Annotated in this window: 13 protein-coding genes, 1 rRNA gene and 1 riboswitch; of the genes, 2 read left to right on the top strand and 12 right to left on the bottom strand. The window is 71.3% G+C overall.

Translation table 11 applies throughout. The annotated features are described in order from the left end of the window. Positions 1-56: 56 nt before the first annotated feature. A riboswitch (glycine riboswitch) is annotated at positions 57-162 on the bottom strand. 168 nt (positions 163-330) lie between these two features. After that, positions 331-1,401 (top strand): PRC and DUF2382 domain-containing protein, encoded by a 1,071-nt coding sequence (locus P3T41_RS27065; RefSeq protein ID WP_280693129.1) that lies wholly within the window; start codon positions 331-333, stop codon positions 1,399-1,401. Positions 1,402-1,583: 182 nt separating this feature from the next. Further along, the gene (locus P3T41_RS27060; protein WP_280693128.1) at positions 1,584-3,071 is read left to right on the top strand and encodes an MFS transporter; all 1,488 of its coding nucleotides are present in this window, start codon (positions 1,584-1,586) and stop codon (positions 3,069-3,071) included. A 116-nt stretch (positions 3,072-3,187) separates the two neighbouring features. Here P3T41_RS27060 and P3T41_RS27055 read toward each other — a convergent pair whose 3' ends face one another. The 12 genes from P3T41_RS27055 to rrf form a co-directional block, all read right to left on the bottom strand. After that, entirely contained in the window at positions 3,188-4,624 is a 1,437-nt protein-coding gene (locus P3T41_RS27055) for a DNA polymerase IV (protein ID WP_280693127.1), read from the bottom strand. A 51-nt stretch (positions 4,625-4,675) separates the two neighbouring features. Next, the gene (locus P3T41_RS27050; RefSeq protein ID WP_280693126.1) at positions 4,676-5,398 is read right to left on the bottom strand and encodes an ElyC/SanA/YdcF family protein; all 723 of its coding nucleotides are present in this window, start codon (positions 5,396-5,398) and stop codon (positions 4,676-4,678) included. Positions 5,399-5,495: 97 nt separating this feature from the next. Then, positions 5,496-6,179, bottom strand: coding sequence for a MerR family transcriptional regulator (locus P3T41_RS27045; protein WP_280693125.1), 684 nt, complete (start codon positions 6,177-6,179; stop codon positions 5,496-5,498). 225 nt (positions 6,180-6,404) lie between these two features. Continuing rightward, the gene (locus tag P3T41_RS27040) at positions 6,405-6,878 is read right to left on the bottom strand and encodes a bifunctional nuclease family protein (protein WP_184934015.1); all 474 of its coding nucleotides are present in this window, start codon (positions 6,876-6,878) and stop codon (positions 6,405-6,407) included. 54 nt (positions 6,879-6,932) lie between these two features. Then, a complete protein-coding gene (locus tag P3T41_RS27035) occupies positions 6,933-7,625 on the bottom strand; it encodes a MerR family transcriptional regulator (RefSeq protein WP_280693243.1) in 693 nt (230 codons plus the stop codon). A 177-nt stretch (positions 7,626-7,802) separates the two neighbouring features. Continuing rightward, positions 7,803-8,693 carry an FHA domain-containing protein gene (locus P3T41_RS27030; protein ID WP_280693242.1) on the bottom strand — a complete coding sequence of 297 codons (891 nt, stop codon included), beginning with the start codon at positions 8,691-8,693 and terminating at the stop codon, positions 7,803-7,805. A 181-nt stretch (positions 8,694-8,874) separates the two neighbouring features. Next, entirely contained in the window at positions 8,875-9,723 is an 849-nt protein-coding gene (locus tag P3T41_RS27025; RefSeq protein WP_280693241.1) for a DUF881 domain-containing protein, read from the bottom strand. Positions 9,724-9,830: 107 nt separating this feature from the next. Then, on the bottom strand, positions 9,831-10,163 hold the full coding sequence (locus P3T41_RS27020) for a small basic family protein (protein ID WP_280693124.1): 333 nt from the start codon (positions 10,161-10,163) through the stop codon (positions 9,831-9,833). After that, positions 10,160-11,044, bottom strand: a complete 885-nt coding sequence (locus tag P3T41_RS27015; protein ID WP_348533699.1) for a DUF881 domain-containing protein — start codon at positions 11,042-11,044, stop codon at positions 10,160-10,162. The genes P3T41_RS27020 and P3T41_RS27015 overlap by 4 nt, the downstream gene beginning before the upstream one ends. Before the next feature lie 166 nt (positions 11,045-11,210). After that, positions 11,211-13,706, bottom strand: a complete 2,496-nt coding sequence (locus tag P3T41_RS27010) for a sugar phosphate nucleotidyltransferase (RefSeq protein WP_280693240.1) — start codon at positions 13,704-13,706, stop codon at positions 11,211-11,213. 125 nt (positions 13,707-13,831) lie between these two features. Next, complete coding sequence (pgsA, locus tag P3T41_RS27005) at positions 13,832-14,443, bottom strand: CDP-diacylglycerol--glycerol-3-phosphate 3-phosphatidyltransferase (RefSeq protein ID WP_280693122.1); 612 nt, start codon at positions 14,441-14,443, stop codon at positions 13,832-13,834. Between the two features lie 113 nt (positions 14,444-14,556). Then, a 5S ribosomal RNA gene (gene rrf, locus P3T41_RS27000) occupies positions 14,557-14,642 on the bottom strand; the annotation flags it as partial.

Below are 14,642 nucleotides of genomic sequence, written 5' to 3'. Positions count from 1 at the left end.
GAGGGTGGCCCCCGCCGGCTCCCTGCCGGCGGCCCTGCCCTGCTTTCCAGAGTGACCTATCCCACACGGTACGGATGCCTGAGAGATTCCGGGGAGGGTTTGCTCCTTCGGCGCCTCACTCCCCTGCGCTTCCAAGGGTGAGGACTCTCCCGAGCGGGTTCGGCGGTCGCGCCCAGGGTACCAGCGCCGACCTGCGAAACAGCCGCTCAGGTGAGCGAATCCACTCCCCCAGATGGCGCAGTACGCGCACGGACGGCCGCGCTCGGCTCGCTGGCGTCCCCTTCGTGCCTTTTGGTGTGAATCGCAGGCAGTGACGAGCTGGAGGAAAGCGTGCAGACCGACATCGATCCCCGAGACCTGATCGGGCACAAGGCCGTCGACCGCAACGGCGACAAGATCGGCACGGTGGACGAGGTCTACCTCGACGACGCGACGGGTGAACCCGAGTGGGCCGCCGTGCGGACCGGAATCTTCGGGCGGGACGCGTTCGTCCCGCTGACCACGAGCGAGTTCTCCGGCGAGGAACTGCGCGTGCCCTACGACAAGTCGCTGATCAAGGAGTCCCCCGACTTCGGCGTCGGGCAGCACCTGTCCCCCGCCCAGGAGTTGCAGCTCTACCGCTACTACGGGATGGACTCGCCAGCCGGCGGCCGCCCCACCGAGCGCACCAATACCGCGACCGACCGCTCGCGCGGCTCGGCGGACCTGGACTTCGGCGTCGGCGCCGGCGCCCCGATGGCGGCCGCGGCGGCCACCGCCACCCGCCCCACCCCCGCGGGCCCCGCGCCCGCCACCCAGCTGGCCGGCCAGCCTTCGGCCCCAGCACCGGCCACCATCGGCCTGGACAAGCCCACCGAGCCGCAGCCCGCTCCTACCCCGCCCCCCACCCCGGACCCGGTGCACGCGGCAGCGAAGCACGGCGCGGCGCACACCCCGGAGAGCTCGCCGCCGCCCGGACCGATCGAGCTGACGCTGCGCGAGGAGCGGCTGGAGATCACCAACGAGTGGCACGTGCTGGGCACCGCCCGGCTGCGCAAGTACGTGGTGACCGAGCCGGTCGAGCGGCGGGTACAGGTGGTGCGCGAGCGGGTCCGCGTGGAGCGGGTGCCGGTCAGCGACGCGGAGCGGTCCACGCTCACCGCGCAGGAGATCGCCGAGGCGGTGGAAGAGGTGACGCTGCGCGAGGAGCGCCCGGCGGTGCGCAAGTACCTGGCGCCGCTGGAGCGGGTGCGGATGGTGGTGGAGCGGTACACCGAGGAGAAGGTGATCCACGAGGAGCTGCGCCGCGAGCAGGTGGAGATCCACGACAGCACCGCCGCCGCGCCGGGCGCGAACCACGCCGCAGGCGGGCCCGCCCACCCGCAGATGTCCGCGGAGGCAACCGGTCGGCAGACCGGCTGAGCAGGCGACTACCGCACGGCCCGGACCCGCATCGGCGGGTCCGGGCCTTCGCGCGCACCAAAGCTTCAGCGCTAGATATTTGACATAGTGAAGCACTTTGGGCATGGTTACTTCAGTTCATTGACTATCGCTGGCTTGAAGCAGCTGCAAAGCCGTTCGAGCCCGTTCCTGAAGGAGCCACCGTGAGTGAGGCAGCCAAGCCCACCGCACCGGCCGTGAAACCGAGCAGTGCCCGCGTGCTGCCCGCCCTGGTTCTGGCGATGCTGGCCTACAGCGTTGTCCAGACCGCGGTCGTGCCGATCCTGCCCTCGCTGGCGCTGGAGTTTAAGGTCTCCACCTCCGACGTCACCTGGCTGATGACGGCCAACCTGCTGTCGGCCGCCGTGCTGACCCCGCTGCTCGGCCGGTTCGGCGACCTGCGCGGCCGCAAGCCGGTGCTGCTGATCTCGCTGGCCGGCCTGGTGCTCGGCTCCGGGCTCGCGGTGTCCACCCACTCCTTCACCCTGCTGATCATCGCCCGGGTGCTGCAGGGCGCGGGTGGTGGCGTGCTGCCGCTGGCGATCAGCATCGTCCGGGACGAGCTGCCGCGTGAGAAGGTCACCGGCGGCGTCGCGGCGATCAGCGCCTCGATGGGCGTCGGCAGCGGCCTGGGCCTGGTGGCCACCGGTCTGCTGCTGGAGCACTGGGACTACAAGTCGATCTTCTGGATGGGCCTGGTCTTCGGCCTGATCGCGGTCGCCCTGGTGGTGCTGCGGGTCCCGAACGACCCGGTGGTGGACCGCAACGGCGGCGCCGACCCGCTGGGCGCCATCACCTTGGCCGGCTGGCTCTCCGCGCTGCTGATCGCGGTCAGCCGCGGCAACGACTGGGGCTGGACCTCCAACAAGACGCTGGGCCTGTTCGCCGTCGCCGCCGTGGTCGCGCTGATCTGGGGCGTCATCGAGGTCAAGGTCAAGCACCCGCTGGTCGACATGAAGATGATGGCCCGCCCGGCCGTCGCCTTCACCAACATCTCCGGCCTGCTGATCGGCTTCGGGATGTACGGCTCCTTCCTGGTGATCAGCAACTTCACCCAGACCCCCGAGAAGCTCGCGCACTACGGCTTCACCGCCAGCGTGCTGCACGCCGGTGTGCTGCTGCTGCCCTCCGCGGCCGGCTCGATGGTCGCCGCGCCGCTCGGCGCGATGCTGATCGCGCGCCGCGGCCCGCGCCTGCCGCTGGTCCTCGGCGGCCTGTTCGGCGGCGTCGCGATGGTCTACCTGGCGCTGCGCCACAGCGCCGAGGGCGACATCTACTTCGCGGCCGCGCTCTTCGGCCTCGGCGTCGGCATGGCCTACGCGGCGATGCCCGCCTTCATCAACGGCGCCGTGCCGGCCGAGCAGAGCGGCATCGCCAACGGCATGAACGCCGTGCTGCGCACCGTCGGTGGCGCGATCGGCACCGCCGTGCTGGGTGCGACCCTGACCGGGTCCACCATGAAGTTCCCGTTCCCGCTGCCGGTGCAGATCCCGACCCTGGACGCGTACAAGCACGCCTACTGGATCACCGCCGTGATCTGCCTGGTGGCCGCGGTCGTCCCGTTCGCGATCCGGACCGCCCACCGCTCCACCCCGGTGGCACAGGCCGCCGCGCTGGACGACGCGCCGCAGCCCGCCAAGACCGGCGCCTGACGAGGCGCCCACAGCCGACGCCGACCAGGGATCGGCGGCGTCGGCCGCACGGATCGCCCCGCCCGACTTCTCGGGCGGGGCGATCCGCGTTTTCGCCCGCGCTACCACCCGAGCCGCTACGGGCCACCCGGCGGATGCAGCGGCAGCGGGTGGGAGGCCGTCAGCGCCGGGTCGGCCACGGCGAAGGTCCGCACCCGGCCGGGTGCCGAGTCCGGCGTCTCGAAGCGCACCGTCACCCGGCCCACGCCACTGCCCTGCACCCAGCCGGGGCCGAACTCCTGGTGCGTCACGTCCTGGCCGGGCAGCCAGATGCGCGGGCGGGGCGCCTGGTCGGCCGAGGCGGTGGGGGGCGACGACGGCTGCTCCGGCGGATCCCCATCGCCCGGCGCCGGCGCCGCATCCGCGCCGGCCGCCGCCGCTTCGACAGCGGCCTCAGCCTCGGCCTCGGCCTCAGCCGCTGCCTGGGCGAAGAGGTCCTCCTGGGTGTACTCGGCGAGTTGGGAGACGCCGACCCCGAGCAGCCGGATCCCGCCGGTCAGATTGACCTGGGCGGCCAGCCGCCGGGCGGTGGCGGCGATCACCCGCTCGTCGTCGGTCGGGCCGCGCAGCGTCTCGGAGCGGGTCAGCGTGCTGAAGTCGAACCGGCGCACCTTGATCACCACGGTGCGCCCCGACCGCCCGGCCGCCTGGAGCCGGCGCACGCAGCGGGCGGCGAGCACGTCCAGCTCGTGCAGCACCTGGTCGCGGTCGGCCAGGTCGACCTCGTAGGTGTCCTCGACCGAGACGGACTTGGTGTCCCGGTCCGGGACGACCGCACGCTCGTCCAGACCACGCGCCATGAACCACACCCCGGCCCCGTGGGCCTTGCCGAGCAGGCGCACCAGCTCCTCCTCGGACTGGTCGGCCACCTCGGCCACGGTCAGCAGCCCGGACCGGCGCAGCGCCTGCTCGGTGGCCGGGCCCACCCCCGGCAGCGCCCGGACCGACATCGGGCCGAGCACCGTCCGCTCCTGCCCCGGGGTCACCAGCACCAGGCCGTCCGGCTTGGCCTGCTCGGAGGCGATCTTGGCCATCAGCTTCGAGCTCGCCGCCCCGATCGAGGCGGTCAGGCCGGTGCGCGCCTGGATGTCGGCCCGCAGGTCCTGGGCGATCGCCTCGATCAGCTCCGCGCCCTCGCCCGGCGACGCCGCCGCCAGCGCGGCGCCGTAGGGGCCGGCCAGCAGATCGACATAGGCCTCGTCCACGCTGAGCTGCTCGACCAGCGGCGACAGCTCCCGCATCATCGCCATCACCTGCTCGCTGACGTCGCGGTAGGCGACGAACCTCGGCCACAGGTAGGCGCCGTTCGGGCAGAGCCGGCGCGCCACCGCGGTGGCCATCGCCGACCGCACCCCGAAGACCCGCGCCTCGTAGGAGGCGGTGGAGACGACGCCGCGGCCGCCGAGCCCGCCCACGATCACCGGCTTGCCGCGCAGGCTCGGCTTGGCCGCCTGCTCCACCGAGGCGAAGAAGGCGTCCATGTCGAGGTGGAGGATGCTCGGCAGGGTCCGCACACGACGATCATCGCGCACGGGTCTGACAGAACCGGGCCCGACAGGACCAGGTCAGCTGGGGCCCTGCGCGGCGTTCGCCAGCGCTCGTGCCACGCCCTGGTCCTTGGGCCCGAGCAGGGTCGGACTCGGCTGGAAGAGCGCGCTCAGCAGAGCCTTCTCGGCCCCGGGTATCTCGCGCACGGTGCCGTGGTACCAGGTGGAGTCGCGTGGCTCGGGCACCCCGACCGCGTAGGAGTCGATCCCGGCCGCCTCGCAGAGCGCGAGCGCCCGCCGTACGTGGTAGTCCTGGCTGACCAGCACCGCGTGGTCGACGCCGAAGATCTGCTTGGCCCGCGCACAGGAGTCCCAGGTGTCGAACCCCGCGTAGTCGCGCACCACCCGCACCGCCGGCACCCCGTGCGCCACCAGGTAGTCGTACATCGCGCCCGGCTCGTTGTAGCCGGTCCTGCTGTTGTCGCCGGTGACCAGGATCGCCCGCACCTTGTGCGACCGGTAGAGGTCCAGCGCCGCGTCCAGCCGGTGCGCCAGGTACGGCGAGGGCACGTCGTCCACCTCGGCGGCGCCGAAGACCACTGCGACCGGCTCGCCGGGCACGTCGGCCAGGCTGCGGATCCGCGAGCTCTCCGCGCAGAACAGCCAGGCGCTCGGCACCAGCGCGATCACGCTGAGCAGCAGCACGCCCTGGAACGCCCGTCGCTGCCGCCGCCGCCCGCGCAGCAGTCCACCCGCTCGGCGCGGCAGCCCGCCCAGTCGCCGCAACCCGCTCACCCGCATGACCTCGTCCCCCGGTTCCGCCCGCCATGATCCATCATCAGGGCGGACGACATGACGGGCCCGGGCGGTTCCCCGCCCGGGCCCGCTCGACGGATCGTCAGACCGCCCGGTTGCGCCGCTGCGCCAGCTCGTCGCCCGGGTCGTGGCCGACCAGGGTCTCCCCCGTGTCGGTGCGCTCGGCGTGCAGCCGGGAGAGGGTGGTCTCCAGCTCCTGGGCGACCGCGCCGACCGCGATCCCGAACATCCCCTGACCGCCCTTCAGCAGGTCGACCACCTGCTGCGGCGAGGTGCACTCGTAGACCGTCGCCCCGTCACTCATCAGGGTCAGCCCGGCCAGATCGGCCAGCTGGGCGGACTGCAGGTGGGTGACGGCCACTCGGATGTTCTGCAGCGAGACCCCGGCGTCCAGCAGCCGCTTGACGATCTTCAGGATCAGGATGTCGTGGAAGCTGTAGAGCCGCTGGGCGCCCGCCGGACAGGTGGTCCGCACGCTCGGCTCCAGCAGGCCGGTGCGGGCCCAGTAGTCGAGTTGCCGGTAGGTGATCCCGGCGGCCGCGCAGGCCGTCGGGCCGCGGTAGGCCAGCAACTCCGAAGCCGGCGTGATCCGCTCGACGGCCGGCTGACCCGGCTGTACGGCCGGGAAACGACCGACCCGGGGCAGTTCGGCGACCGCCTCCACGCCGACGGTCTCCCAGGAGCGGCCGATCGTCGTCCGGTTGCCACGGGGCAGGTGGAGGGCGCACGGGCCTCCCACGGCCGCCTCATCGCCGCTGCTGCTCATGCCAACCTCCGTCCACTCGTGCGCCGGGCGCCCGGATCGGGTCATCCCGGCGACCACCCCTGACGGTAGGCAGTCGTCCAAGACGCGTCAACGATCGCCACGCCGGGCCGCCGAAACAACATCACTCCACCGAGTGGTTTCGCGTGCCCCTAGTGTGGGTAGGACGGCCGATCTTGGCAAAACGCCGATCGAATCCGGCTCGACCGGACCGATCGCGGGGCGCCGCTACTGCGCGCTGCCGCCGAAGTCCTCGGGCGACACCTGGTCGAGGAACTCGCGGAACTTCTCGACCTCGTCCTCCTGCTCGTCCGGGATCGCGATGCCCGCCTCGGCGAGCACCTCCTCGGCCCCGTAGATCGGCGTGCCGGTACGCAGTGCCAGCGCTATCGCGTCGGAGGGACGCGCGCTCACCTCGACGCCGCCGGTGAAGACCAGCTCGGCGTAGAAGACCCCTTCGCGCAGATCGGTGATCCGCACCTCGGTGAGCTGCTGGCCCAGCGCCTCCAGCACATCCTTGAAGAGGTCGTGCGTCAGCGGCCGGACCGGAGTCATGCCCTGCTGGGCGAAGGCGATCGCGGTCGCCTCGCCTGGGCCGATCCAAATCGGCAGGTACCGATCACCCCCCACTTCGCGTAGCAGGACGATCGGCTGGTTGGAGGGCATCTCCACCCGGACACCCACGACGTCGAGCTCATTCACAAGGCAACCCTATGGCCCCTCCGTGAGATATGAAAGCGCGGCCCGGTCCGGGCGCTAGGAATGGCCACGCAGGCCGGCCTGGACCATGGTCGCGTGCAGCCGCACGGAGAGCGTCGCCAACTCGCGGGCGGTGGCCTCGGCGTGCGCCCTGGTCTGCGGGTTGCGGTGCCGGCGCAGCGGGGCGACCACCTGATCCACCAGCGCGATCTCGCGCTCGGCGGCGGCCTTCACCTGGCGCAGGTGGCGGGGCTCCAGGCCGAACCGGCCGAGCTCGGCCACCAGCCTGGCGATCTGCAGGGTGTCGGCGTCGTAGCCGCCGTCCGGCCCCGGCACGACCAGCCCGTAGGACTCCCACTCGGTCAGGTCCCGCTCCTCGGCACCGGCGGCGGCCAGCAACTCGGCCCGGCCCAGGCGCACCGTGGGCCCCTGGTTGGCCGCGGCGCCCAGCTCCCGGTCCGCCTCGTCCAGCGGCCCGGGGCGGGCATCGGCGGTGGGCAGGGCCGGCGGCTGCTCGCCGCGCTCGATGGCGTCCAGGTGCTCGCGGATCACCCGCAGCGGCAGGTAGTGGTCGCGCTGCATCCGCAGCACGTAGGCCAGCCGCTCGACGTCGGCCGGACCGAACTTGCGGTAGCCCGAGGGCGTGCGCTGTGGCTCGATCAGCCCCTCCGCCTCCAGGAAGCGGATCTTGGAGATGGTGACTTCGGGGAAGTCGTCACGCAGGAAGGCGAGCACCGCGCCGATGCTCAGCAGCTCGCCCCCGCGCCGCTCGGCGGCCCGGGGCACCGGGCCGCCGTGGCGGCGCTGGTTGGTCACGGTTGTCACGGTCTGATTCGAGGTCATGCGCACTCTCCTGCTGCCGTCGTGCTGCGAACCCCCACCTGTCCGTGCCCCGGCACCGCCCGGCGCGGTCCTCCGCCGCGGTCGTCAGTACCGCTGCGGTCCGGCGAAGAAGACCAGTCGGTACTTGCCGATCTGCACCTCGTCACCGTTGTTCAGACCGACCTCGTCGATCCGCTCGCGGTTGACGTACGTCCCGTTCAAGCTGCCGACGTCCGCGACGGTGAACCCGCCCGGGCGACGGCGGAACTCCACGTGCCGGCGCGAGACGGTGACATCGTCGAGGAAGATGTCACCCTGCGGGTGCCGACCGGCCGTGGTGATGTCCGCGTCCAGCAGGAAGCGGCTGCCCGAGTTCGGACCGCGCTGCACGATCAGCAGGGCCGAGCCCGGCGGCAGTGCGTCGATCGCGGCCAGTACCTCGGCCGACAGCGCCGGGGTGGCGCCGGTCCCGGTGGCGGTGGGGTCGTAGGACTCCAGGCCGGAGATCGAGATGGTCGAGGTGGTCTCGGCCGGCATCTCCGGCGCGCCGCCGCGCAGCGGGCTCCCGCAGTTGTTGCAGAACCGGGCGGTGGCCGGGTTCTGGGTGCCGCACCGAGGGCAGACGATCGGGCCGGTCATGTTCGCAGCCTCCTGGCGCGGCACTCCCCCTGGGACGTGCCCGGCGTAGGGATCCGGGGCAAACCCTCCACCAGAGGTTGAGGGTGCTGACGGGAAACCTATGCGCGGCGCGCCCGAGGAATCAACCGACGCGCCGTAGCCCGCGTCACGGAACAGCGGCCGCTCGCCGGCCGGCTGGTAGCCGTCCTGCGGGGCGCCCCGCATCCCGGGGACCTGGCCCGGCTCCTCGTCCTCGCGCCGGTGACGCGCGGTGGGCATCTCCACGGCGGCGCTACGGCGGTTGGAACGGCCGAACAACTTCGAGAACAGACTCACGGGCGAATCCCCTTGCGTGAAACAGACCCGCCCGCGGGGCAGGGTGAGAACCTCGGACAGGCTGCGAGCCCGGCATCGGACCGGGGCTGCGAGAGTGGTAACGAACAGTGTGGCCGACGGTGTTCCGGTGGTCTGCACCGGGGGCCGTTCACAAGCGCAGGTGAGGGGCGGTGGAGCCGACGGAGCGTCAGCGCAGAACCCTGGCAGGGCGGCGGGCGGCGCCTCACTGCGCCGCCGGCTTGGCGAACTGCGCGGATCCGGGTCCGACCAGCGCGTCCACCGTGACCTTCTGCTGCTCCGAGATGTTGGTGCCCACCTGCTCCTTCTCCAAGGTACGGACGATGCCACCCGGAATGTTCAGGGCCGGCGTCAGGTCCTGCGGGTCGCCGATCACCGTGAAGCGGTACGGCTGCGAGACCTTCGTCCCGTCGATCGACACGCCGCCCGAGGACAGGTCGGTGAAGTAGGTGTGCGCCACCACTCGGACATCGTTGATCTGAATCGCCTCCGCCCCCGCCGCTCGGAGTTCCTGCAGGGTGTCCAGCAGCATATCGGCCTTGACCTGCCCTTGGGGGTCATCGACGGTCAGCACGATGCCGGGACCGCTCGCCTTGACCGTGCCGGCCAGCACGCCGAGCTCCAGCGCCTTCTGCTGAGTCTGCTCCTGGGCCTCCTTGGCCTGGTTCGAGCTGTTCTCCAACTGGGTCAGCGACTGGTCGAGTTGGCTCTTCTCCTGCTGCAGGCGCTGCTGGCGGCTGTCCAGCTCGTCGAGGATCCGCACCAGGTCCTCCTGGCGGGCGCCACGGAGCGCGCTGTGGTCGTTCGTGCTGCGCACCTGGATCGCCAGGCCCAGGCCGAGCGCGAAGAGCAGCAGCGCCACCACCAGCTGCCCGCGGGACAGCCGGGGCGGCCAGACCGCCTTGCGCAGCCGTCCACGGCCGTCCAGCAGCGCTGTGGGCTGCTGGGGTTGCGGGGGCTGCTGTGGCTCCGCCGACGGCTCAGGGGCGGCCTGCTCCTGCTCCTGTTCCGTCGGCGCCTCGTCCTCGCCGGGCGCATCGTGCTCGTCGAGCACGTCGAGCACGTCGGGCACGTCGGGCACGTCGGGCACGTCGGGTTGCTGCGCCTCGTCCGGCTCGCGCGCCTCGTCCTCGGCTTCCGTCGCCACGCCAGGCACCCGTCTCAGGCCCGGAACACGTGGCGCCGGATGGCGGCCGCGTTGGAGAAGATCCGGATACCCAGCACCACGACCACACCGGTGGACAGCTGCGAGCCCACGCCCAGCTGGTCTCCGAGGAAGACGATCAACGCCGCCACCACCACGTTGGAGAGGAAGGAGACCACGAACACCTTGTCGTCGAAGATCCCGTCGAGCATCGCCCGCACGCCGCCGAAGACGGCGTCCAGCGCGGCCACCACGGCGATCGGCAGGTACGGCACGACGCTCGCCGGCACCGACGGCTGCACGAACAGCCCGACGACGATCCCGGCTACCAGGCCCAGTACGGCGATCACTGCTTGGCTGCTCCTGTCGTGGAGGGTGAAGGTGCAATGGTGGATCCGGCGGCGCTCGGCGTCCCGGAGTCCGGGGTCGCGAGGCGCAGCGTGAAGCCCACCGCGGCCGGCAGGTCCAGCGAGCGCTGCGCGGTGGCGGTCGACTTGATCCCGTAGCTCTCCTCCAGGATCCGCAGGTACTGACCCCCGCTGCTGTCCTGGAAGGCGCCGGGCAACCGCTTCTCGTCCCCGACCGCCAGCACCGTGTACGGCGGCACCAGCGGCCGGTTGTCGACCAGGATCGCGTCGCCGGCCGCCCGGATCGCGGAGAGCGAGGTGAGCCGCTGCCCGTTCACCGCCACCGCCTCGGCCCCGGACTCCCAGAGCCCGTTGACGATCAGCTGGAGATCGTGGTCGTGCAGGCGTCCGCCGCTGAAGTCGTCCGCCGTGCGCGGGTCGATCCCGCCGCCGGAGTCGGTCCCGGTCGCGTCGTCCAGCACCAGTTTGAGGCCGGGACCGTGCACCGCACCGGTGCCCACCGCGGCCGCCAGGTCGGTCAGCGCCAGGTCGCCGCCGCTCTCCTTCAGGGCACGCCGCTGCTCCTGGTCGACCTGGGTGCGGGCGGCCTCGACCTGCTGCTGCAGCTTGTCGGCGGCTGCGGTCCCAGCGGTGACCTTCTGCACCAGCGCGTCGTGCTGTCTCGCCAGCGCCGGCTCGTCGTCGTGCGCGGTGACCCCACTGACCGTCACCACCACGGCCGCCAGCGCCAGCCCGAGGGCGAGCAGCAGCCGCCCCCGGGTGGTGGTCGGCAGGCGACGCTTGCCGACCTCGCCGCGGGCCCGCGCGGCAGCGGCGTAGCCCTCGTCCAGGCTCTGGTCCATCACGGTGGTCAGCAGCCTCATCGAGGCATCGGGACGGGCGAACCGCCCGCTCCCTCGCACCGGTGGCCGCGTCGCTGACATGCGGGACATCGTCCCATGACGCCGCGGCCGCCGACGACCAGCCCCCGAACCGGGGCCGGCCGCCGGCGGCCGCACGCTCAACGGCGCGTCCGCGCCGCGCGGTTGGTCACCGTCCGGCGCTGTCCACCACGGCCGCCCACTCGTCCAGCAGCGCCTGGGTGGCCGCATCGTCCGGACCCTCGGCCCACAGGTGGGTCACCGCCTCCGCCGGGTCCGGCAGCACCAGGGTCCACCGGCCGTCCGGCTCTACCACCCTGACGCCGTCAGTGGTGTCCAGCCGCCGGTTGCCGGCCGCCTCCACCACCGAGCGCATCACCATGCCCTTGGCCGCCCAGGGGGTGGCGATGTCCCGACGCTGCATGTGGGCCTGCGGGATCCGCGCGTCGATCTGGCTGAGCGTCAGCTGAGTGCGGGCCACCAGGCCGACCAGCCGGACGAAGGCCGCCGCCCCGTCCATCACGCCGCTGAACTCGGGGACCACGAAGCCGCCCCGGCCGTCCCCGCCGAAGATGGTGCCGTCGGCGGCGGCCGCCTTGGCCAGGTCGTCCGGCGAGGTGGAGGTCCAGATGACCTGGGTGCCGTGGTAGGCCGCCACCTGCTCGGCGATCCGGGTGGTGGTCACCGGCAGTGCCACCTGCCCGCTACGGCGCTCGGCGGCCACCAGGTCCAGCAGCACCAGCAACGCCCGGTCGTCCTCGATCACCCGGCCCAGCTCGTCCACGAAGGAGACCCGCTCGCCGACCGGGTCGAACCGCACCCCGAAGGCCGCCCGCGAGGAGGCGACCAGGGCCCCGAGCCGGGCCAGGCCGGCCCGCCGCGACTCGACGTCCTCGGTGGGCCTGGCCTCGTCCAGACCGCCGCTGACGGTCAGTGCCTCCACCCCGAGCCGGCCCAGGATGCTGGGCAGCACCAACCCGGCGCTGCCGTGCGCGGTGTCCACCACCACCTTGAGCCCGGCCTCCCGGACCCCGGTGGTGTCGATCGCCCGCAGCAGGTTGCCCGCGTAGGCGTCGAAGACGCTGGACGGGAAGGTCAGATCCCCGATCTCGCCCGGGAACGCCCGGCGGTATTCCTGGCGGGAGTAGACCCGGTCCAGCTTGCGCTGGCCCGCCTGGGAGAGGTCGGCACCGCGCTCGTCGAAGAAGAGGATGTCCAGCGAGTCCGGCACGCCCGGTGTGGTCCGCAGGAAGATGCCGCCCGCGCTGCCCCGCGCGGTGTGCTGACGGGCCACCGGCAGCGGCACGTTCTCCAGGTCGCGCACGTCGATGGCGCTGGTCTGCAGCGCCGAGATCATCGCCCGTTTGAGCGCACGGGCACCACGCGAGTGGTCACGCGCGATGGTGACGGTGGCGCCCTTCTTCAACGTCGTCGCGTACGCCCCCGCCAGCCGCACGGCCAGCTCCGGGGTGATCTCGACGTTGAGGATCCCCGAGACGCCGCGCGCGCCGAACAGGTGCTCCGGGCCGCGCGACTCCCAGATCACCGAGGTGTTGACGAAAGCGCCGGCCTCGATCGTCTTGAACGGGTAGACCCGCACCCCGCCGGCGATGATCGACTCCTCGCCGATCAGGCACTCGTCACCGATGACCGCGCCGTCCTCGATCCGGGCCGCGCGCATCACGTCGGTGTTCTTGCCGACCACGCAACCGCGCAGGTTGGTCTGCGGCCCCACGTAGACGTTGTCGTGCACCACGGCCTTGTGCAGGAACGCGCCGCGCTTGACGACCACGTTGCTGCCGAGCACCGTGTGCTCGCGCAGCTCCACGCCCGCCTCCACCTTGGCGTAGTCGCCGATGTAGAGCGGACCCCTCAGGATCGCCTCCGGGTCGACCTCCGCCCCCTCCGCGACCCAGACGCCCGGCGAGATCTCGAAGCCGTCCAGCTCGACTTCGACCTTGCCCTCCAGGACATCGGCCTGCGCCTTCTGGTAGCTCTCGTGGGTGCCGACGTCCTCCCAGTAGCCCTCGGCGACGTAGCCGAAGACCGGCTTGCCCTCCTTGAGCAGTTGCGGGAACACATCGCTCGACCAGTCGACCGACTGCCCGGCCGCGACGTAGTCGAAGACCTCGGGCTCCATCACGTAGATCCCGGTGTTCACCGTGTCCGAGAAGACCTGGCCCCAGGTGGGCTTTTCCAGGAACCGCTCCACCCGGCCGTCGTCGTCGACGATCGTGATACCGAATTCCAGCGGGTCCGGGACCCGGGTCAGACAGACCGTCACCAACGCGCCCTTGCGCCGGTGAAAGGCGATCAGCTCGGACAGGTCGAAATCGGTGAGCGCATCTCCGGAAATAACGAGAAAGGAGTCGTCACGCAGCGCGTCCTCGGCGTTCTTGACGCTGCCGGCGGTGCCGAGCGGAACCTCCTCGTTCGCATAGGTGAGGTTCATACCGAGTTCTTCACCATCACCGAAGTAGTTCTTCACCAGCGAGGCGAGGAACTGCACGGTGACCACAGTATCGGTGAGGCCGTGCCGCTTGAGCAGCCGCAGCACGTGCTCCATGATCGGGCGGTTGGCCACCGGCAGAAGCGGCTTCGGCATGCTTGAAGTCATCGGGCGGAGACGAGTTCCCTCGCCTCCTGCCATCACAACGGCTTTCATTGCGGGTGCGTCCTCCTTCTCGGCAATGGACTCCACGTCCATCAAACCGTTCCAGGAGTCCTCTACCCGGCAGAAAAGTTCCGACGCGCGGACAGACGAGTCATCTGCGCCACGATTACGCCCTGTCAGCCCGCGACGGCGGCCTCGGCCTTCACGATCCGCCGGGCCTGCACGGCGTAGAGGATGCCGGCCCACCAGTACAGGACGGTGCCCCACCAGATGAAGGCCCAGCTGACAGCCTCGGCAGTGCGGTGGATCCAGCCATCGCCGAGTCCCAGCAGCAGAAGCGGAAAGGCGTACATCAGATTGAAGGTGGCCGCTTTGCCCAGAAAACTGACCTGCAGCGGACCGTAGCCGTGCCGGTTGAGAATCGGTAGAAGCGAGGCGATGAAGAGCTCCCGCGCCAGCAAGATCGCGGTCACCCACCACGGCAAGATCTCACGCCAGGTCAGCCCGAGCAGGGTGGAGAGCACATAGAGCCGGTCGGCCAGCGGATCCAGGATCTGCCCCAGCCGGCTGATCTGACCCCACCGACGGGCCAGCTTCCCGTCGAGGTAGTCGCTGACCCCGCTGAACAGCAGGATGAGCAACGCCCACCCGTCGTTGTTCGGCCCGTCGAACTTCGGCCAGAGAATAAGCCAGAGGAAGACCGGGACCCCGACCAGCCGCGCCATGCTGAGCAGGTTGGGAATGGTGAGGACGCGGTCGGTCTGGACGCGCGTCTCCTGGACCTCCACCCGGGGGCCTCCTGTCCTGATGATGAGCTGTGCGGGCTCGACTTTACCCGGCCCCACCCCGGAACGCGAAGAAGCCCCCACTGGAACCCAGTGGGGGCTTCTTCAGAAGAATTGTTCGGCGGCGTCCTACTCTCCCACAGGGTCCCCCCTGCAGTACCATCGGCGCTATGAGGCTTAGCTTCCGGGTTCGGAATGTAAC

Source organism: Kitasatospora sp. GAS204B (genome assembly GCF_029892155.1).
Lineage (GTDB): Bacteria > Actinomycetota > Actinomycetes > Streptomycetales > Streptomycetaceae > Kitasatospora.
This window is presented reverse-complemented; position numbering and strand designations above follow the sequence as displayed.

Bases quoted from the DNA above. Each gene is read 5' to 3' on its own strand.
- P3T41_RS27010 (WP_280693240.1), bottom strand. From the start codon at position 13,706: ATGAAAGCCGTTGTGATGGCAGGAGGCGAGGGAACTCGTCTCCGCCCG.
- P3T41_RS27045 (WP_280693125.1), bottom strand. From the start codon at position 6,179: ATGAGCAGCAGCGGCGATGAGGCGGCCGTGGGAGGCCCGTGCGCCCTC.
- P3T41_RS27050 (WP_280693126.1), bottom strand. From the start codon at position 5,398: ATGCGGGTGAGCGGGTTGCGGCGACTGGGCGGGCTGCCGCGCCGAGCG.
- P3T41_RS27015 (WP_348533699.1), bottom strand. From the start codon at position 11,044: ATGAGGCTGCTGACCACCGTGATGGACCAGAGCCTGGACGAGGGCTAC.